This is a genomic window from Microbacterium sp. C23T (assembly GCF_053345975.1).
Genome location: NZ_JBKFBD010000009.1, coordinates 38,294 through 55,651, shown reverse-complemented (window position 1 = coordinate 55,651; position 17,358 = coordinate 38,294). Strand labels below are relative to the sequence as shown.

Sequence of the window (17,358 nt, the reverse complement as noted above, 5' to 3'; positions counted from 1 at the left end):
GGCGCATGGAGATCCGGCTGAAGCGCGTCTATGACGACCCCGCCCCGGGCGACGGCTTCCGCGTGCTGGTCGACCGTCTGTGGCCGCGTGGCCTCTCGAAGGAGCGCGCGTCGCTCGACCTGTGGGCGAAGGAGGTCGCGCCCTCCACCGAGCTGCGCAAGGCCTTCCACCACGACGACATGTCGTGGCCCGACTTCGAGGCCGCCTACCGGGCCGAGCTCGACGGACCGACCCGCACCGCCGTCGCCTCGCTGCGGGAGGAGCTCGCTCCGCACCCCGTCGTGACGCTGCTGCACGCCGTCCACGACGACACCCACAACCACGCGCTCATCCTCCGGGAGGCGCTCGAAGGCTGATCCCCGGCAGGATGGGAGCGTGTCGATCCCCGTCGAAGACATCGAAGTCCCCGAACGCGTGCGGGTGCTCGCGCGCGGCGCGGAGGTCACGCCCGTCTGGCTCAACGAGCTCGGCGGCACGACGTTTCGCACCGACGACGGCAGGTACCTCAAGTACGGCCCGCGCAACGCCGAGACGTCGTTCGCGGGCGAGGCGGAGCGGCTGCGGTGGGCGGCGCGGTACACCGCCGTCCCGCGAGTGCTCGAGGCCGGAGGCGACGGCACCCACGAATGGATCGTGACGGCGGCGCTCCCGGGCCTGTCGGCGGTGGACCCGCGATGGATCCCGGATCCTGCGACCGCCGTCCGTGCGGTCGGCGAGGGTCTGCGCGCGCTCCACGATGCTCTGCCTGTCGACGACTGCCCCTTCGACTGGGGCGTGCCCGGGCGGATCGCGAACGCGCGGGGGCGCGGCATCCGTGTTCCCGATGAGTTCCGCGACGCGCCGCCGATCGACCGGCTCGTCGTGTGCCATGGCGACGCGTGCTGCCCGAACACGCTGATCGGCGACGACGGCCGGTGGAGCGGGCACGTCGACCTCGGGGCGCTGGGCGTCGCCGACCGCTGGGCCGACATCGCCGTGGCGTCGATGTCGACGGCGTGGAACTATGGCGAGGGATGGGAGGACGCCCTCATCGAGGCGTACGGGATCGAGCCCGATCGCGAGCGCCTGTCGTACTACCGGGAGCTGTGGAACGCGACATGACCGAGATCACCGGGAACGTGTGTGACATGGACGGCAAGCCGAACCTCGTGATCCTCCGGCGCTTCCGAGCGTCGGCCGACGAGGTGTGGCGCGAGCTCACCGAGTCCGCACGGCTCCAGCGGTGGATCGGCCGCTGGGAGGGCGATCCCGCGACCGGGCACATCACGTTCTTCATGACCGCGGAGGATCCGGATGCCTCGGGCGAGGAGTACACGATCCTCGAGTGCGACCGCCCGCGGCGGTTCGCCGGCGACACGTCGGCCGGGTCGGGTGCGTGGCACCTGTGGTTCGAGCTGGCCCCGGACGAGCACGGCGACACCGTGCTCACGTTCGGCCAGCGCCTCAACCCCGAGGACGAGGTCGGCTCGATCGGCCCGGGTTGGGAGTACTACCTCGACCGTCTGGTGGCCTCGCAGGCAGGCGTGGCCGTCGACACCGTGAACTGGGACGACTACTTCCCCGCGTTGCAACCCGGCTACGAGCGGCTGGTCGCCGGCGGCTGATCCTGGCGGCGCTCAGGACCAGACGAACCGGAACGTGCCCGCCGCCACGGCGGCGCCGATCGCGAGCGCCATGATCACGGTGCCGCCCACCAGCGCCACGGCGTCACGGGGGTGCAGGCGCGACGGCCGCGCCCACGTGCGCGGGATGCCCGAACCGAAGCCGCGCGCCTCCATCGCCATCGCGAGCTTCGTGCCGCGGCGCACCGCGAACACGAGCAGCACGAACGCCATCGAGAAGAAGCGGCGGACGGCTCCGCTGTCGCCGACGCCCCGCGCCCGGCGGGCGAGGCCCATGCTGCGCCAGTCGTCGAGGAAGAGCCCGAGCGTGCGGGTGCCGGCGAGCACGCCGAGCACGAAGCGCGACGGCAGCTTCGCGACCTGCGCGAGCGCGTCCGCGAGCTCGGTCGGGTCGGTGCGGCCGAACAGCAGGATCGTCGGCAGGGCGAGGGCGAGCACGCGCACGCACACCGCGATCGCCAGGGCGATGGAGTCGTCGCTGATCGTCGCGTACCAGAACGACCAGTAGACGGTGCCGCCGGGCTCCGCGTACAGCAGCATGCTGAGGCCCGCGACCGGCGCGAAGACGAGGATGGGCAGCATCCGTTTCAGCACCGTCATCGCTGCGAGGCCCGTCAACGGGACGCACGCGAGCTGGAGCACGATCGCGACGAGGGCGCTCGTGGCGTCGATGCTCGCGAAGAGGGGCACTGACAGCAGCAGCGCGAGCACGATCTTGGTCACCGGATTGACCCCGTCGAGCCAGGCGCGGGGCACTGCCTCGACGTCGGCGGTGCGCGCGTCGACGGCGGTCACGGTCCCACCCCCGCCGGAACGGGAGCGCCGAGCTCGATGCGGTGGCCGCCGAGGTGGCGCAGCACGTCCTCGTCGTGGGTGACGGCGACGACCGTCGTGCCGGCGGCGATCTCGGACTGCAGCAGCTGAACGAGCTCGATCCAGCCGCGGCGGTCCTGGCCGAAGGTCGGTTCGTCGAGCACGATCACCGGGGGCGCGTCGGCGAGCACGGTCGCGACGGAGAGCCGGCGCTTCTGCCCGCCCGACAGCGTGAACGGGTTCGCGGCGGCGAGCGGCGCGAGGTGCAGCCGCTCGAGCAGCTCGTCGACGATCTGGTCGACGGCGGCAGGGTCGACGCCGCGCGAACGCGGCCCGATCGCGAGCTCGTCACGCACGGTCGAGGCGAGGAACTGGTGCTCGGGCTCCTGGAACACCGTGCCGATGCGCGTGAGCAGCTCGCGCGACGTCCACTTCGAGGGGCGCCGACCGGAGCGGCCCGCGAGTTCCGGCGCGGACTCGACGCGGCCCGCCGCCTCAGGCAGCAGCCCCGCGAGCGTCAGGGCGAGCGTGGACTTCCCGGCGCCGTTCGGCCCGGTGATCACGGTCGCGGCCGCTCGCGGCACGGCGAGGTCGAGCCCCGCGCGCACGATCGTGCGGCCGTCACGGGAGATCGAGAGAGCGGATGCCGCGACCGCCGTCGGCGCGTCGGCCCGGGTGGAAGCGAGGACCGGCAGGTCTACCGGGTGGCCCGGCACCCACACGCCGGCCGCGGCGAGCGCGGCGCCGTGGCGCGCGAACACCTCGGCGGGCGTGCCGTCGGCGAGGAGGCCGCCGTCGGCCCCGACCACGATGACGCGGTCCATGAGATCGGCCCACACCGCAGTGCGATGCTCGATCACGACGAGCGTCGCGCCGGTGTCGCGCACCGCACGCTCGACGGCGTCGCGCACTTCTCGGACGCCGTCCGGGTCGAGGTTGGCGGTGGGCTCGTCGAGCAGGAGCACTCCGGGCCGCATCGCCAGCACCCCGGCGAGCGCGAGGCGCTGCTTCTGTCCCCCGGAGAGCGCCTTGGTCGGACGGGTCAGCGCAACGTCGAGCCCGACGGCGTCGAGCGCCTCTGCGACCCGAGCGGGGATCCGGGCGGCCGGAACACCGAGGTTCTCGCAGCCGAACGCCACGTCGTCGCCCACCTTCGAGAGCACGACACCGGCGTCGGGATCCTGCAGCACGAGCCCGACGCGACCGCGGTGAGCCTCGGCGCGCTCGCCGTCGATGAGGAGCGTGCCGGTCTCGTCCCCCTCGTCGGCGCCGCCGAGGAGACCTGCCATGCCGGCGAGGAGCGTCGACTTGCCCGCGCCGGATGCGCCGAGCAGGAGCACGCGCTCCCCAGGCTCGATCGTGAACGAGACGTTATGGACGGCAGCGGCCCGGCGCCCGCCGTAGCGCCACCCCCAGCCCGCCGCGGTGATGCGGGCGGGGCGGGTCGCCGTCACGTCAGACCTCGCGGCGCGCTTCGCGTCCGACGGCGAAGCGGTTGAGGGCACCGGTCGCGGCGAGCCCGCGCACGGCGATCCAGCCGACGAGGCCCGCGAGCAGCGCGCCCGAGACCGCCAGCGACACCAGGTAGATCACGTTGAACTCGAGGGTCTTCAGGATGTTCGGCGAGCTGCCGTAGAACAGCTCGAACACCCAGGCGCCCACCGCGGCGCCGACGCCGGCGAGCATCGCGACGGGCAGCGTGAAGCGGCGGTAGAGGAAGATCGCGAACACGAGCTCGGCGCCGAGGCCCTGCACGATGCCCGAGAAGAGCGTCGAGACGCCCCACACGTTGCCGATGAGCATCGACACGAGCGCGGCGATCACCTCGACGAGCAGCGCGGCGCCCGGCTTGCGGATGACGAGGCCGCCGATGACGCCGCCGATGAGCCAGATGCCGACGGCGATGCCGCCGAGGCCGGGGGTGAGGCCGTCCATGGCGACGAACCAGGTGCCGCCGATGGTGTTCCAGGCCCAGAAGACCAGGCCGATCGCGACGCCGAGCACCGCGGCGACGACGATGTCGACGACCCGCCAGCGGAGGCTCCGCGGGGCCTTCGAGTGAGCCGCAACGGGGGTGGATGCGGACGTGGACGCGTGCATGTTTGCTCCTCCCTGCGCCGGCATGATCCGGATCAGGTTCGACGGTCGAAGCGTGGATCGCTTCCTCTCAGCCCGGCTCACCGGACTCCCGTGGTGTTGGCGACGAGTATACCGCCGGTTCAGCAGGTATTTTGGGGGGGTGACTTCGGACGACACCCCTGCACCCACGCGTCGCGCGCGACGCGCGCAGACCGGTGCCGTCCCGGTTTCGGGTTCCGAAGACGCGCCCGACGGCGGCATCCTCACGATCCAGACGGGTGAAACGGATGCCGTGTACCCGCCGTCGAGCACCGCTCCGGTGGACGTGACCGCGGTCGCTCCGACGATCGCGACGGTGCCCGTCGCCGACGTGCCGTCGGTTGCGACGTGGAACCCCGCGGAGCTCGTCGAGCCGTCCGACTTCGCGCTTCCGACGATCACCACCGCGCCGACACCCACCGAGGTCGCCGGCGGACACACCGCGCTGGCCTGGGTCGACGAAACGGTCGTCGAGCACGGCGCCGCCCCCGCCGATCTGACCGCGGCCGCGACCCCGTACGTGGCGGTCGAGACCGACCTCCTCTCCGACGCCCCGCGCCGCTCCCCGTTCCGCGCCGCCGTCGTGGTGCCCACGCTCGCGATCGCGGCGGTCGTCGGCGCGTACGCGGCGACGACCCTGCTGTGGCCGCTGCACGCCGTCGCGCCCACCGTCACCGCGATGGAGGTGCAGCCGATCGCGGCGCCCGCCGCCGCGCCCGCGTGGCCGGCCGAGGGCAGCGCGGCCGAGGCGGTCGCCGGCATCCCCGGAACGCTCGCCTCCACGGCCGACCCCGACGCGATCGCCAGCATCACCAAGATCGTGACCGCGCTGGTCGTGCTCGAGGAGATGCCGCTCGCCGTGGGCGAGCAGGGGCCGGAGTACCGCTTCACGTCGGCGGACCGCTCGCGCTACTGGCAGTACCGCGCAGGCGGCGAGTCCGCGCTCGACGTTCCCGTAGGCGGCTCCCTCACCGAGTACCAGATGCTCGAGGGCATGCTCATCGGCTCGGCGAACAACTATGCCGACCGGCTGGCCCAGGGCATCTGGCCCTCCGACGCCGTCTACGCCTCCGCCGCCAACTCCTGGCTCACCGCCCACGGCGTTCCCGGGATCACCGTCCGCGAACCCACCGGCATGGACTCGCGCAACGCCGCGAGCCCCGAGGCCCTCGTGACGCTCGCGCAGAAGGCGCTCGCCAACCCGGTCATCGCCGAGATCGTCGCGAAGCAGTCCGTCGACCTCCCGGGCGCCGGGCACGTCGAGAACACGAACGGCCTCCTCGCCGATCCGGGCGTCGTGGGCCTCAAGACCGGCACGCTGGACGCCTGGAACCTGCTCTCGGCGAAGGACGTCACGATCGGCGACAAGACCGTGCGCCTCTACGCGTCGGTGCTGGGTCAGCCGAACGACGAGGCCCGACTCGCCGCGTCCCGCGCGCTGTATGCGCAGATGGAGGCGGAGCTGCAGCCCAAGCCCTCCGTGACGGCGAGCACCGTGGCCGGCCAGGTCGAGACGCTGTGGGGCGACAAGGTCGACATCGTCACGTCCGGAGACGCCTCGGTGATCCTCTGGAACGGCGGCAGCGGTACCGTCGCGACCACCTACGACCTCGGTGACAGCCGCGACGCCGGCGATGTCGTCGGCTCGCTCAGTGTGACCGGACCGCTCGACGCCACCACCGTCGACCTGAAGCTCGCTGCCGAGATCACCGATCCGTCGCCGTGGTGGCGCCTCACGCACCCGCTGGACCTCTTCGGCCTCAACGGCTGAGCCGCCGCAGAGACCCGCTCAGGCGGACGGGTGCCCGACGACGCCCTTCCGCAGCAGCGCGTTGCCGTATTTGCGCGTCTCGCCGGTGCGCACGATGACGTACGCGGTCTTCGCGAGCACGTAGTACTCGAACCGGTCGACGTAGCGCGGATCGTCGACGCCCGCTGCGGCGGCGAGCTCGCGCTGCACGTCGAGCACCTCGCCGTCGGCCGACGCCATGAGATCCAGCGCGGGTGCGTCGTCGAGCGGCACCACGCTGCGCACGGCCGCCAGCACCTCGGGCGTCGTCGTTCCCGGCAGATCGATGACGCGTGCACCGATGGCCCACGCCGGGAAGTGCGCGTCGGCGATCACGACCGCGTCGGAGTGGCCCATGCGGTCCAGGTGGAGCAGCAGCTCCCCGGTCAGCAGGGGGTTGATGCCCTCGAGCATGAAGATCCCTTCGTCAGCGGATGAGGCCGTCGGCGGCCAGATCGTCCCACAGCGCGGCGGGGATGTCGATCGCCATGAGCTCGGCGTTCCGGCGCAGCTGCTCGGGGCGACTGCCACCCACCACGACCGAGCGCACCGCGGTGTCGCGCAGTGCGAACTGCACCGCCGCAGCGGGCAGCGGCACGTCGTGCGCGCGGCACACGGCGAGGATCGCCTGCAGACGCTCCCACAGCGGCTCCGGCATCCGTCCGTACTCGTACCGGTCGGAGCGCTCCGGCTCGTCCTTCGCGAGAAGTCCCGAGTTGAAGACGGATGCCGCCACCACCCCCGTCCCGCGCTCGTGACACGCGGGAAGCACGGCGACTGCTGCGGGCTGCTCGAGGAGCGTGTAGCGCCCGGCGATCATGATGAGGTCGAGATCGGCGCTCTCGACGGCGGCGGCGAGCGCGTCGCTCACCATGGAGCCGATGCCGATCGCGTCGACCGCACCGTCGGCGCGCAGCTGCTCGAGGGCGGGGAACGCCTCGCGCAGCGCGAGGTCGAGATCGTGGCGCTCGGGATCGTGCAGGTAGAGCACGTCGACGCGATCGAGGCCGAGGCGCTCCAGGGATTCCCCGAGGCTCGCGCGGACGCCCGCCTCGGAGAAGTCCCATTCGCGGCGCAGCGCCGTCGGCACGTGGAAGTCGGCGGCGAGGTCGAGGCCCCCGTCGTCATCGGGGTTGGGGCGGAGCAGACGCCCGGCCTTCGTCGAGATCACGAACTCGTCGCGCGGCTTGGTCCGCAGGAACGCGCCCAGGCGCCGCTCCGACAGCCCCAGCCCGTAGTGGGGAGCGGTGTCGTAGTAGCGGATGCCGCTCTCCCACGCCGCGTCGAGGATGGCCCAGGCCTGGTCGTCGCTGAGTTCACGGAAGAGGTTGCCGACGTTCGCCGCGCCGTACCCGAGCCGCGTCAGCGCGGGGAGTTCAGGCCGCGGCATCCGTCGTCCCGAACTCGTACTCGGCGCGGCTGGCCGCCTTCATCTCCATGCCGGTGCCGGGCACCGTCGGTGCCACGTACACGCCGCCGCGGACCTCGGTCGGCACGACGAAGTGCTCATGGAGGTGGTCGACGTACTCGATCATGCGACCTTCGCGGGTGCCGGTGACGGCCACGAAGTCGAACATCGAGAGGTGCTGCACGGCCTCGCAGAGACCGACGCCGCCCGCGTGCGGGCACACCGGAATGCCGAACTTGGCCGCCAGGAGCAGGTTGGCGATGTTCTCGTTGACGCCGCCGACGCGCGCCGCGTCGATCTGCATGACCGAGATCGCGCCGGCCTGCAGCAGCTGCTTGAAGATCACGCGGTTCTGCGCGTGCTCCCCCGTCGCCACGCGCACCGGCGCGATGCCGCGCGCGATCTCGGCGTGGCCGAGCACGTCATCGGGGCTCGTGGGCTCTTCGATCCACGCGGGCTCGAACTCGGCGAGCGCGTTCACCCATGCGATCGCCTCGGACACCTCCCAGCGCTGGTTGGCGTCGATCGCGATCGGGAAGCCCTCGCCGCAGACCTCGCGCGCGACGCGGAGGCGACGGATGTCGTCATCGAGGTCGGCGCCGACCTTGAGCTTGATCTGGCCGAAGCCGTCGGCGATCGCCTCCCGGCACAGGCGCGCGAGCTTCTCGTCCGAGTAGCCCAGCCAGCCGGGGCTCGTCGTGTACGCGGGGTAGCCGGTGGCGAGCAGCTCGCGCTCGCGCTCGGCCCGACCGGGCTCGGCGTCGCGGAGGATCTGCAGCGCGTCTTCGGGCGTGAGGGCGTTCGTGAGGTAGCGGAAGTCGACGAGCGCGACGAGCTCCTCGGGGCTCATGCGCGACAGCAGCTGCCACAGCGGGAGTCCGGCGCGCTTGGCCTTGATGTCCCACAGCGCGTTGACGACCGCACCGATCGCCATGTGCATGACGCCCTTCTCGGGGCCGAGCCAGCGCAGCTGCGAGTCGCCGATGAGCTCGCGGTTGATCGCACCCATGTCGTCGAGGAGCGGCTCGAGCTCGCGCCCGACGAGGTGCGCGGCGAGCGCGTCGAGCGCGGCGACCTGGACGTCGTTTCCGCGCCCGATCGTGAACACGAAGGCGTGTCCCGAGACTCGGTCCGCAGCATCCGTCACGATACGGAGGTAGGCAGCCGAGTAGTCGGGATCGGGGTTCATCGCGTCGGAGCCGTCGAGGCTCAGTGACGTGGGGAATCGGATGTCTGTCGTCTCGAAGGCGACGATGCGGCTCACGGGGCGTTCTCCAGCGGTTCGCGGTTCGGGGAGTCGAACCGCTCGAAGTGTAAACATCGGATGTCTATACTGTCAATCACGTCCGCGGGCCGCGGCGGCACCGACGCCGCCCCGCATCGAGAAATCCAGGAGAACCATGAAGTTCGCGCGCCTCGGCGAGTCCGGCAGCGAGATCCCCGTCGTCATCGACGGCGACCGTCACCTCGATCTGCGTCCGCTCACATCCGATGTCGACGGGCGATTCCTCGCCGAGGACCCCGTCGGCCGCACCTCCGCCGCGATCACCAAAGGGCTCCTCCCAGAGCTCGAGGGCGCCGCCGATCTGCGCATCGGCGCCCCGATCGCGCGTCCGAGCGCGGTCATCTGCATCGGCCAGAACTATGCCGCGCACGCGCGCGAGTCCGGTGCGGAGCCGCCGACCGTGCCGATCATCTTCCTCAAGACGCCGAACACCGTCGTCGGACCGAACGACGCCGTGACGATCCCCCGCGGCAGCGAGAAGACCGACTGGGAGGTCGAGCTCGGCGTCGTGATCGGCCGCCGCACCGCGTACCTCGACAGCCCCGACGAGGCCGACGCGCACATCGCCGGCTACGTCGTCGCCAACGACGTCTCGGAGCGCACCTTCCAGATGGAGATCTCGGGCGGGCAGTGGTCGAAGGGCAAGATCGCGCACGGCTTCAACCCGACGGGCCCGTGGCTGGTCACGGCCGACGAGGTCGACGCCCAGAACCTCGGTCTGAGGAGCTTCGTCAACGGTGAGCCCCGCCAGGACTCGAACACCAGCGACATGATCTTCGACGTGCGGGCCATCGTGCACCACCTCTCGCAGTTCGTCACCCTCGAGCCCGGCGACCTGATCCTCACCGGCACGCCGCAGGGTGTGGCGTTCGGCGGCAAGTTCCCGTATCTGAGGGCCGGCGACGTCGTCGACATCGAGATCGACGGTCTCGGTGCGCAGCGCCAGGAGTTCGTGGCATGGGAGGCGGCACGATGAGCGGCCGGCAGCTGGACGGGCTCGTCGCCATCGTCACCGGAGGCGCATCGGGCATCGGCGCCGCGATCGCGACCGCACTCGCTGACGAGGGCGCCGAGGTCGCGGTGCTCGACCTCGATCCGTCCGGCGCAGACCCGCGGTTCGCCGCGTTCGCCGCGGACGTGTCGGACCGCGCCGCGGTCGACCGGGCGATCGCCGAGGTCGGGGAGCGGTTCGGGCGCATCGACATCCTCGTCAACAATGCGGGGATCGGCGCGCAGGGCGACATCGCCGCGAACGACGACGCCGAATGGGCGCGCGTGCTCTCCATCAACGTCACCGGCATCGCGCGCGTCACGGCGGCGGCGCTGCCTTGGCTTCGGACCTCGCCGTCCGCCGCGATCTGCAACACGTCCTCGATCGCGGCGACCGCGGGCCTGCCGCAGCGCGCGCTGTACAGCGCCTCGAAGGGTGCCGTGCTCTCGCTCACCCGCGCGATGGCCGCCGACCACCTGCGCGAGGGCATCCGCGTCAACGCCGTCAATCCCGGCACCGCCGACACCCCGTGGATCGGCCGTCTGCTCGCGAGCGCTCCCGACCCCGCCGCCGAGCGCGCCGCGCTGGAGGCCCGCCAACCCCACGGCCGTCTGGTGTCGGCCGCCGAGGTCGCCGGCGCCGTGCTATACCTGGTGAGCCCGTCGTCGGGCTCGACGACCGGCACCTACATCGAGGTGGACGGCGGCATGTCGCCCCTCCGCCTCCGCCCGGCCGGCTCCTGAAGCGATCCCGCTCCGGGGCGTCGGGGCGTCTCCCCCACCCCTGCAGCCGTCCAACAGGTCGACCGGGCTTCCGCAGGACCGATTCGTGGCCGAAGCTCCTGCAGAAGCCCGGTTGACCTGTTGATCGAGGGGGCGGGCGGCGCGGGAGGCCTCGCACCCGCGTCGGTGAAGACGGGGAACGATGGATGCTGCTACCCGAGCCGGTAGACGCGCTCCGCGTTCTCGGCGAGCACAGCCTTCCGGTGGCGCTCGCCGACGCGGTCCTCCAGCCACGACGTCACCGTGTCGAGCCAGCGCCCGTACGGACCCGATACCGGCCAGTCGCTGCCGAACAGCAGGCGGTCAGGGCCGAAGGCATCGAGCGCCACGTCGAGGAACGGCCGCATCTGGGCCTCGGTCCACTCGCCGGACGACTCCGCCGGCAGGCCCGACAGCTTGCACACCACGTTCGGGCGCCGGGCCAGGTCGCGCAGCGACTCCGCCCACGGCGTGCCGTCGGCGGGGTCGGCGTCGTCCGGCGACCCCACCTCGGGCTTGCCGAGGTGGTCGAGCACGATGGCGAGGTCGGGCAGCGCGTCGGCGAAGGCCACCAGATCGGGCAGTTGCGTCCAGCGCACGCCGGCATCGAAGGTGAGCCCGGCGGATGCCACGGCCTGCGCGCCGCGGAGGAACCCGGGCCGCAGCCCGAATCCGTCCGGCTCGGACTGCAGCAGCCGCCGCACCCCGACCACGAGCGGACGCTCCGCGAACGCTGCGAGATGCTCTTCGGTGGCGCCGGGATCCTCGAGGGGCGCGCGCGCCACGATGCCCCGCACCGGCACGCGGTCCGTCAGCGAGGCGACCCAGTCGACCTCGGCGATCGACTGCTCCGGAGCGCACTCCGCCTGCACGAACACGAACCCGCAGTCCGCCTCGGGAGCATCCTGCAGCGCGACGTCGAGCTCGTCGGGTCCGAAAGATCGGAGCAGAGGCCCTTCGAGCCACTCGTAGGTCAGGACCTGCCGGTCCCAGAGATGCAGGTGTCCGTCCACGACTCGCATGCCACCATCATGCCGTCGACGCGCGGTGGTCACAGCATCCATTCGTTCCTGACATCGGATGTCTAGGATGGGCCCGTGGCCGTCACCGACGAAGCGATCGAGAAGATCAAAGACATGATCGTCCGCGGCGAGCTGGCGCCGGGATCGCGCCTGCCTCCCGAGAAGGACCTCGCCGAGCGCCTGGGCCTCTCGCGCAACTCGATGCGCGAGGCCGTCAAGGCGCTCGAGGTCATCCGCGTGCTCGACGTGCGGCGCGGCGACGGCACGTACGTCACGAGCCTCGAGCCGAAGCTGCTGCTCGAGGCGATCTCGTTCGTCGTCGACCTGCACGACGACGACTCGCTGCTCGAGATCTTCGCGGTTCGTCGCGTCCTCGAGTCCCACGCGACGGGGCTCGCGGCCCAGCGTGCGGACGACGACGACGTGGCGGGATTGGATGCCGAGATCCGCGGTGTCGCGACCGACACCGACATCGAGACCCTGGTCGAGCACGACGTGCGCTTCCACAGCGCGATCGCGCGGCTCGCGGGCAACGACTACCTGGCGAGCCTGCTCGAGAGCCTCACCAGCCAGACCGTGCGTGCCCGCGTGTGGCGAGGGCTCACCCAGGCGGGCGCGGTCGAGCGCACGCTCGCCGAGCACCGCGCGATCCTCGACGCGATCGCCGACCACGACATCGAGCTCGCCACCTCGGTGGCCCAGGTGCACATCTCGGGCATCGAGCGCTGGCTGCGCCAGGCCCGCGACGCCTGAGCCCGGACGGCGGCGCGGCTCGGGTGACGAGGCCTGCGGCCCCGCCACCCGAGCGTCCGTCAGCCCGTGACGTACGACAAGGCGTCGACGCGCAGCACGTCGCCGCCGGCCTTTACCAGGCGGAGCGTGTGATCGCCCTTCTTGAGGCCGCTCTTGGCGAACCACTCGCGCTGCGTCAGCCGCGCTGCGCCCTGAAGGTCGACCGTGTCGACGAGCGTGCCGTCGAGGTAGACCTCGACCTTGCCCTGGTCGGGGCCGATCGGCCCAGTCACCGTGACTGCCGTGCCGCGGAACGCGAGCTCGACGGCCGCGCCGTCGTCTGCGGTCCAGCGGACGTCGTCGCGCAGATCTCCGCGGAACCGGAACTGCAGCGCCGTGTCCCCATCTGGAAGCGTCGACAGGTAGGCCGCGCGCAGGGTGACGGCGCGTCCGTCGACGGAGTAGTCCGTCCCGTTCTTCAGCGCGGCGCCGTCGCGGTACACGCCGGCGAGCTCACCCGGATCCCGCAGCACGTGCACGGTCACATCGGCGGCGCCGGCGCGGTCGAAGGCGACCCCGTCGACGTCGATGAGGCTCGCCTGTACGACGTCGAGCCGGTCGAGGAGCATGAACTGCCCCGACTTCTTGACGACGCGCAGCGTGTGACCGCCGTCGGCGAGGTTGCGGACGCTGTAGACGACCTGCTGCACACCACGCCCCTCGGCGGGGTCGAGGTGCGTGTCGACCGTGTCGACGAGCACGCCGTCGAGGTAGATCTCCGCCTCGCCCTGCGACTCATGCGTCTCCGTCACCCAATCGATACCGGTGCCCGTGAACGTGTACTGGAACGCGGCGCCGTTCGCCTCCGCGTAGTGCACGTCGTCCTGGTGGTCGCCGAGACCACGGCCGTTGCTGTAGCCCCAGTTGCCGCTGTAGGCGATCGCGGGATCCGCGTCGTTGACGGCCACCACGTTTGAGGAGCCGGTCTCGGGCGCGGTGCCGCCCTTCGACGAATCGAACACCGAGACGGTGAGGGGCTGCGACGCGGCGACGGTCTCCTTGCCCGCGTTGCGCGACCAGGCACCGCCGTACGACAGCCGCGCGTCATCGTCGTTCAGCGTGACGGTGCCGCCCTTGGCAGGCGCGACGGTGAAGAGCCGGGTGCCGTGCACGGGCACGTCCTCGGCGGTGAACTCACCGTCGAACGAGCCCAGGTTCTTCTGCGCCCACAGGTCGCGCACCTTGGCTGAGCCCTTGAGCCCGAGGTCGGCGAACGACACCTTCATGTCGGCGTCGGTGCGCCCGAGGTTGAACAGCGCGACCGTCGCCGAGCCGTCCGGGTTCATCGAGTACCAGGTCTGCCGCTTGGTCGTCGTCGACACGGGGTGCGCGGGCCGGCCGGCCTGATTCACCGCGATGACCTCGGGGTTCGTCAGCAGCGAGATGCCGTAGTCGTCGAGTTGCGTCAGGTCATTGCCGGTGTACATCGGCGCGGCCGAGACCGCCCACAGTGTGGTCGCGGTGCGGCGTTCGTCGCGGGTCAGCCCGTCCATCGCGCCGTTGCCGACGTTGAGCGAGTCGAAGTCGTTCCAGCCCCGCTCAGGGCCGGCGTAGCGCCACCAGTCGGCCGCGCGCGGGAACAAGCGCGCGATGTTCTCCCACGTGGTGAGGGCCTCGGTGCCGCAGTAGCATTCGACGTCCCAATCGACGCGCCAGCCCTGAGCGTGCTCGGCCCAGTAGTCGGCGTAGCGGATGTCGAGCGCCCACGACAATTCGAACCAGATGCCGTGCGGCTTCAGCGCCCGGGACCACGCGGCCACGTCGTCGCGGGCGTCGAGCGACAGGTCGCCGATGCCCGAGCCGGGGGTGACGCTGTCGAACTTCAGGAAGTCGATGCCCCACTCCCCGAGCACGTCGGCGATCGAGTCGATGTAGGCCTGGGCGCACGGGTTGGAGAAGTCGATGCGGTAGCCGATATCCCAGTAGTCCGCCTGCTGGATCGGCCGCTTCACGATGTCGCCCGTCGAGCACTCGGGCGCACCGAAGATCGGCAGGTCCGCCTCGTACACCTGCGGCGAGATCCCGGGGATGAGGTACAGGCCGACCTTCTGCCCGTTGCCGTGGATGTGGTCGATGACAGCCTGGAGCCCGTCGGGGTAGAGCGTCGTGCTCGGCTTCGGCCGGCCATACTCGTCGACGCCGTCATTCCAGCCGGCGTCGATGTTGATGTAGTCGTAGCCGGCGGGCTGCAGCTTCTCGTGCATCGCGTCGGACTGGGCGATGATCTGGTCGGCGGTGATCCACTTCCCGTTGCCCGAGTACACCTGCATGCTGTAGCTGCTCCAGCCCATGTAGGGGCGGGCGCCGAGTTCGTCATCGGCCGCGGTTGGGGCGGCGGGCGCGGCCGACACGACGGAGACGGATGCCTCCGCCGGTGGTGCCGCGTACGCCGACGTCGCGCCGAGCCCGAAGGTCAGCGCGCCGGCGGCGAGCGCCGCAAGCCACCTCGGCCCGTGGGCGTGGCGGTTCTGGGTGTCCATGTTTTCCTCTCTGCGGTGGGTTCGTCGGTGAACCCCGCGCCCCATCGCGCGGTTCCCCAGAAGCAGTGCTGTCAGCGGCTCACGGAAGCCGCTCGACGTCGAAGAGCAGCGCCTGCTGCGGGTTGAGCGTCGGGAGCGGAACGCCTGCCACGGCGAGCACCGCGCCGGGCAGCTCCGCGCCGCCGTCGACGGCCGCGCACATCCACGCTGGGTCCGACACCGCGTGCCGGCTCGCGGCGCCGAGTTCGGGTCGGACGCGCACGCGGTACCGCGCCCCGGCGTCGAGACCTGGGAAGCGCACCCGGCCGCTCTGTCCGTCCGGGGAGCTAGCCAGGCGCGCCCACGTGTAGAGCGCCCGGCCGCCGTCCGGCGCCACGATGCCGGTGAGCATCGCCGCGTCGTCGGCGAGGTCGGCGTTGACGATGTCGCCGGTGTGGATGAGACCGCGGAGCTCGCGGTAGAGCGCCGACCACGCCGTGATCGTGCGGAGGTCGTCGGGCGTCGCGGAGGTGAGATCGGTCTCGATGCCGGCGTGCGCCGTGAGGGCGATCGCGAGCCGGAACGACAGGTCGGTTTCGCGTGACGTCGTGTGCGAGCGTCGGGCGCCGAGGTGCGACCCGATCAGCTCCGGCGGCACCAGGAGCCGCGTCCACCGTTCGATGCGGGCGCGCTCGACGGGATCGTTGCAGTCCGACGCCCACACGCGGTCGGTGCGCTCGAGGATGCCGAGGTCGACGCGGCCGCCGCCGCCCGAGCACGTCTCGATCTCGAGGCGGGGGTGCCGCGCCCGCAGTTCGTCGAGCATGCGGTACAGCGCGAGCGTCTGGTCGTGCACGAGCGGGCGGTCGCCGCCGTCGCGGCCCGCGACCGGCTCGACGAGATCGCGGTTGTGGTCCCACTTGAGGTAGTCGATGTCGTGCGCGGCGACGAGCGCGCTGACGCGCTCGAGCACGAGGTCGTAGGCCTCGGGATTCGCGAGGTCGAGCACCTGCTGGTTGCGGGCGGTGGGGCCTGCGCCTTCCCGGGGAGCGAGCACCCAGTCGGGGTGTTCGCGGGCAAGGTCGGAATCGGGACTGATCATCTCCGGCTCGAACCACAGCCCGAATTCCATGCCCCGCTCGCGCACCGCGTCGACGAACGGCCCGAGCCCGTCGGGCCAGACGTCCTCGTCGACGAGCCAGTCGCCGAGACCCGCGTTGGCGTCGCGCCGCCCATGGAACCAGCCGTCGTCGAGCACGATGCGCTCGACGCCGACCTCGGCCGCGCGGTCCGCGATCTCGATCAGCCGATCGAGGTCGTGGTCGAAGTACACGGCCTCCCACGTGTTGAGCACGAGCGGCCGCGGCCCGTCGGGGTGGTGCGCGCGGGAGCGGAGGCGTCGGTGGAGCCGCGCGGCGAGGCCGTCGAGGCCGCGGTCCGACCACGTGAAGAGCACCGTCGGCGCGTCGTAGCGCTCCCCCGACTGCAGCATGACCTCGCCCGAGCGGAGCAGCTCCCCCGCTCCGAGCACCCGTGACAGCGCGCCGGCACCCTCTGGCAGTCGCTCAGCGAGGTACTCGCCGTCGCCGCTCCACGCCAGGTGCACGCCCCACAGCTCGCCGTGCGAGAAGCCGAACGCGGGCGTTCCCGCGGCCAGCAGGAAGGGCGAGTCGTGGCCCGGCTTCCCACGGCGAGCGCGGCGCGCATGGGTGCCGAACGCGAACGGCAGGCGCTGCGGCGAGCGCTCCCGGCACCACTTGCCGGTGAAATCCAGCAGCTCGCCCGCTCGCTCCGGCACGGGCATCAGCGCGCGCAGCCCATCGACGACGTAAACGGATGCGGCGTCCGACGGGTTTTCGACCGACATGTCCACCGACACCACGCCGGCGGCATCCATCCGGTACTCGAGGTGGGCGGACGTGGCGGCGATCCCATCGCCGAGGTCGATGGAGATCCGACCTCCGCCGTCCGCGGACTGCTCGACCTCACTGCCGACGAGGTGCGGCCGGGGCGTGGCGGCGGTACCCGCGCGACTGCCGGCCTGTGCGGGCGTTCCCGCCCAACCGTCCTGCTCGGTCGGCCAAGACGAGAACGCCCGCGGGACGTCCGGGGAGTTGTTGAGCACGGCCGGGATGGAGGTCTTGCGCAGCGCCGCGGCGAGGTCGGCATCGACCTGTCCGAGGTCGGCACCCCAGTGCAGGACGCGGGGCACGACACCCCCCAGATCGACGACGAGCGACACGCCCGCTGCCCGCAGCGTGTGGACTCTGCCCTCGCCGTTGATCATCCGCAACTCCT

At 71.7% G+C, this 17,358-nt stretch carries 16 protein-coding genes and 1 riboswitch; of the genes, 7 read left to right on the top strand and 9 right to left on the bottom strand.

What is annotated here, in order from left to right:
* Positions 1-5: 5 nt before the first annotated feature.
* Genes ACLBXX_RS06920 through ACLBXX_RS06910 form a run of 3 tightly spaced genes read left to right on the top strand, consistent with a single transcriptional unit; the run spans position 6 to position 1,604 of the window.
* Entirely contained in the window at positions 6-356 is a 351-nt protein-coding gene (locus tag ACLBXX_RS06920) for a DUF488 domain-containing protein (protein WP_447657428.1), read from the top strand.
* Positions 357-375: 19 nt separating this feature from the next.
* Complete coding sequence (locus ACLBXX_RS06915; protein ID WP_447657427.1) at positions 376-1,101, top strand: phosphotransferase; 726 nt, start codon at positions 376-378, stop codon at positions 1,099-1,101.
* Positions 1,098-1,604 (top strand): SRPBCC domain-containing protein, encoded by a 507-nt coding sequence (locus ACLBXX_RS06910; protein WP_447657426.1) that lies wholly within the window; start codon positions 1,098-1,100, stop codon positions 1,602-1,604. Before ACLBXX_RS06915 ends, ACLBXX_RS06910 begins: the two co-directional genes overlap by 4 nt.
* Before the next feature lie 12 nt (positions 1,605-1,616).
* Here ACLBXX_RS06910 and ACLBXX_RS06905 read toward each other — a convergent pair whose 3' ends face one another.
* The 3 genes from ACLBXX_RS06905 to ACLBXX_RS06895 all read right to left on the bottom strand — a co-directional run bounded on the left by ACLBXX_RS06905 (position 1,617) and on the right by ACLBXX_RS06895 (position 4,535).
* Positions 1,617-2,417, bottom strand: a complete 801-nt coding sequence (locus tag ACLBXX_RS06905; RefSeq protein ID WP_447657425.1) for an energy-coupling factor transporter transmembrane component T family protein — start codon at positions 2,415-2,417, stop codon at positions 1,617-1,619.
* A complete protein-coding gene (locus tag ACLBXX_RS06900; RefSeq protein ID WP_447657424.1) occupies positions 2,414-3,889 on the bottom strand; it encodes an ABC transporter ATP-binding protein in 1,476 nt (491 codons plus the stop codon). Before ACLBXX_RS06900 ends, ACLBXX_RS06905 begins: the two co-directional genes overlap by 4 nt.
* 1 nt (position 3,890) lies before the next feature.
* Positions 3,891-4,535: an ECF transporter S component gene (locus tag ACLBXX_RS06895; protein WP_375870585.1), complete on the bottom strand. Its 645-nt coding sequence runs from the start codon at positions 4,533-4,535 to the stop codon at positions 3,891-3,893.
* Positions 4,528-4,637, bottom strand: a riboswitch (TPP riboswitch). Its footprint overlaps the gene before it by 8 nt.
* Positions 4,638-4,674: 37 nt before the next feature.
* On the opposite strand from ACLBXX_RS06895, the gene ACLBXX_RS06890 reads away from it, so the two are divergent.
* A complete protein-coding gene (locus ACLBXX_RS06890) occupies positions 4,675-6,324 on the top strand; it encodes a D-alanyl-D-alanine carboxypeptidase family protein (protein WP_447657423.1) in 1,650 nt (549 codons plus the stop codon).
* An 18-nt stretch (positions 6,325-6,342) separates the two neighbouring features.
* Here the strand turns inward: ACLBXX_RS06890 and ACLBXX_RS06885 are convergent, their stop codons facing one another.
* The 3 genes from ACLBXX_RS06885 to ACLBXX_RS06875 are packed head-to-tail and all read right to left on the bottom strand — an operon-like array spanning position 6,343 to position 9,014.
* A complete protein-coding gene (locus tag ACLBXX_RS06885) occupies positions 6,343-6,756 on the bottom strand; it encodes an RbsD/FucU family protein (RefSeq protein ID WP_447657422.1) in 414 nt (137 codons plus the stop codon).
* A gap of 13 nt (positions 6,757-6,769) precedes the next feature.
* Positions 6,770-7,732 (bottom strand): aldo/keto reductase, encoded by a 963-nt coding sequence (locus ACLBXX_RS06880; protein WP_447657421.1) that lies wholly within the window; start codon positions 7,730-7,732, stop codon positions 6,770-6,772.
* The gene (locus ACLBXX_RS06875) at positions 7,719-9,014 is read right to left on the bottom strand and encodes an enolase C-terminal domain-like protein (protein ID WP_447657420.1); all 1,296 of its coding nucleotides are present in this window, start codon (positions 9,012-9,014) and stop codon (positions 7,719-7,721) included. Before ACLBXX_RS06875 ends, ACLBXX_RS06880 begins: the two co-directional genes overlap by 14 nt.
* Positions 9,015-9,150: 136 nt before the next feature.
* Here ACLBXX_RS06875 and ACLBXX_RS06870 point away from each other — a divergent pair, with 136 nt between their 5' ends.
* Together ACLBXX_RS06870 and ACLBXX_RS06865 are read left to right on the top strand one after the other, a co-directional pair.
* Positions 9,151-10,011 carry a fumarylacetoacetate hydrolase family protein gene (locus ACLBXX_RS06870; protein ID WP_447657419.1) on the top strand — a complete coding sequence of 287 codons (861 nt, stop codon included), beginning with the start codon at positions 9,151-9,153 and terminating at the stop codon, positions 10,009-10,011.
* The gene (locus ACLBXX_RS06865; protein ID WP_447657418.1) at positions 10,008-10,769 is read left to right on the top strand and encodes an SDR family NAD(P)-dependent oxidoreductase; all 762 of its coding nucleotides are present in this window, start codon (positions 10,008-10,010) and stop codon (positions 10,767-10,769) included. The genes ACLBXX_RS06870 and ACLBXX_RS06865 overlap by 4 nt, the downstream gene beginning before the upstream one ends.
* Positions 10,770-10,960: 191 nt before the next feature.
* Here ACLBXX_RS06865 and ACLBXX_RS06860 read toward each other — a convergent pair whose 3' ends face one another.
* Complete coding sequence (locus tag ACLBXX_RS06860; RefSeq protein ID WP_447657417.1) at positions 10,961-11,809, bottom strand: amidohydrolase family protein; 849 nt, start codon at positions 11,807-11,809, stop codon at positions 10,961-10,963.
* 75 nt (positions 11,810-11,884) lie between these two features.
* On the opposite strand from ACLBXX_RS06860, the gene ACLBXX_RS06855 reads away from it, so the two are divergent.
* Positions 11,885-12,562: a FadR/GntR family transcriptional regulator gene (locus tag ACLBXX_RS06855; protein WP_375870577.1), complete on the top strand. Its 678-nt coding sequence runs from the start codon at positions 11,885-11,887 to the stop codon at positions 12,560-12,562.
* Between the two features lie 59 nt (positions 12,563-12,621).
* Here ACLBXX_RS06855 and ACLBXX_RS06850 read toward each other — a convergent pair whose 3' ends face one another.
* Both ACLBXX_RS06850 and ACLBXX_RS06845 read right to left on the bottom strand, forming a co-directional pair.
* Positions 12,622-15,081 carry a X2-like carbohydrate binding domain-containing protein gene (locus ACLBXX_RS06850; protein WP_447657416.1) on the bottom strand — a complete coding sequence of 820 codons (2,460 nt, stop codon included), beginning with the start codon at positions 15,079-15,081 and terminating at the stop codon, positions 12,622-12,624.
* A gap of 79 nt (positions 15,082-15,160) precedes the next feature.
* Positions 15,161-17,347 (bottom strand): alpha-galactosidase, encoded by a 2,187-nt coding sequence (locus ACLBXX_RS06845; protein WP_447657415.1) that lies wholly within the window; start codon positions 17,345-17,347, stop codon positions 15,161-15,163.
* Positions 17,348-17,358 lie beyond the last annotated feature (11 nt).

Excerpts from the sequence above, each read along its gene's own strand:
- ACLBXX_RS06920 (WP_447657428.1), top strand. The coding sequence starts at position 6 with ATGGAGATCCGGCTGAAGCGCGTCTATGACGACCCCGCCCCGGGCGAC.
- ACLBXX_RS06910 (WP_447657426.1), top strand. The coding sequence starts at position 1,098 with ATGACCGAGATCACCGGGAACGTGTGTGACATGGACGGCAAGCCGAAC.
- ACLBXX_RS06895 (WP_375870585.1), bottom strand. The coding sequence starts at position 4,535 with ATGCACGCGTCCACGTCCGCATCCACCCCCGTTGCGGCTCACTCGAAG.
- ACLBXX_RS06885 (WP_447657422.1), bottom strand. The coding sequence starts at position 6,756 with ATGCTCGAGGGCATCAACCCCCTGCTGACCGGGGAGCTGCTGCTCCAC.
- ACLBXX_RS06880 (WP_447657421.1), bottom strand. The coding sequence starts at position 7,732 with ATGCCGCGGCCTGAACTCCCCGCGCTGACGCGGCTCGGGTACGGCGCG.
- ACLBXX_RS06870 (WP_447657419.1), top strand. The coding sequence starts at position 9,151 with ATGAAGTTCGCGCGCCTCGGCGAGTCCGGCAGCGAGATCCCCGTCGTC.
- ACLBXX_RS06865 (WP_447657418.1), top strand. The coding sequence starts at position 10,008 with ATGAGCGGCCGGCAGCTGGACGGGCTCGTCGCCATCGTCACCGGAGGC.
- ACLBXX_RS06860 (WP_447657417.1), bottom strand. The coding sequence starts at position 11,809 with ATGCGAGTCGTGGACGGACACCTGCATCTCTGGGACCGGCAGGTCCTG.
- ACLBXX_RS06850 (WP_447657416.1), bottom strand. The coding sequence starts at position 15,081 with ATGGACACCCAGAACCGCCACGCCCACGGGCCGAGGTGGCTTGCGGCG.
- ACLBXX_RS06845 (WP_447657415.1), bottom strand. The coding sequence starts at position 17,347 with ATGATCAACGGCGAGGGCAGAGTCCACACGCTGCGGGCAGCGGGCGTG.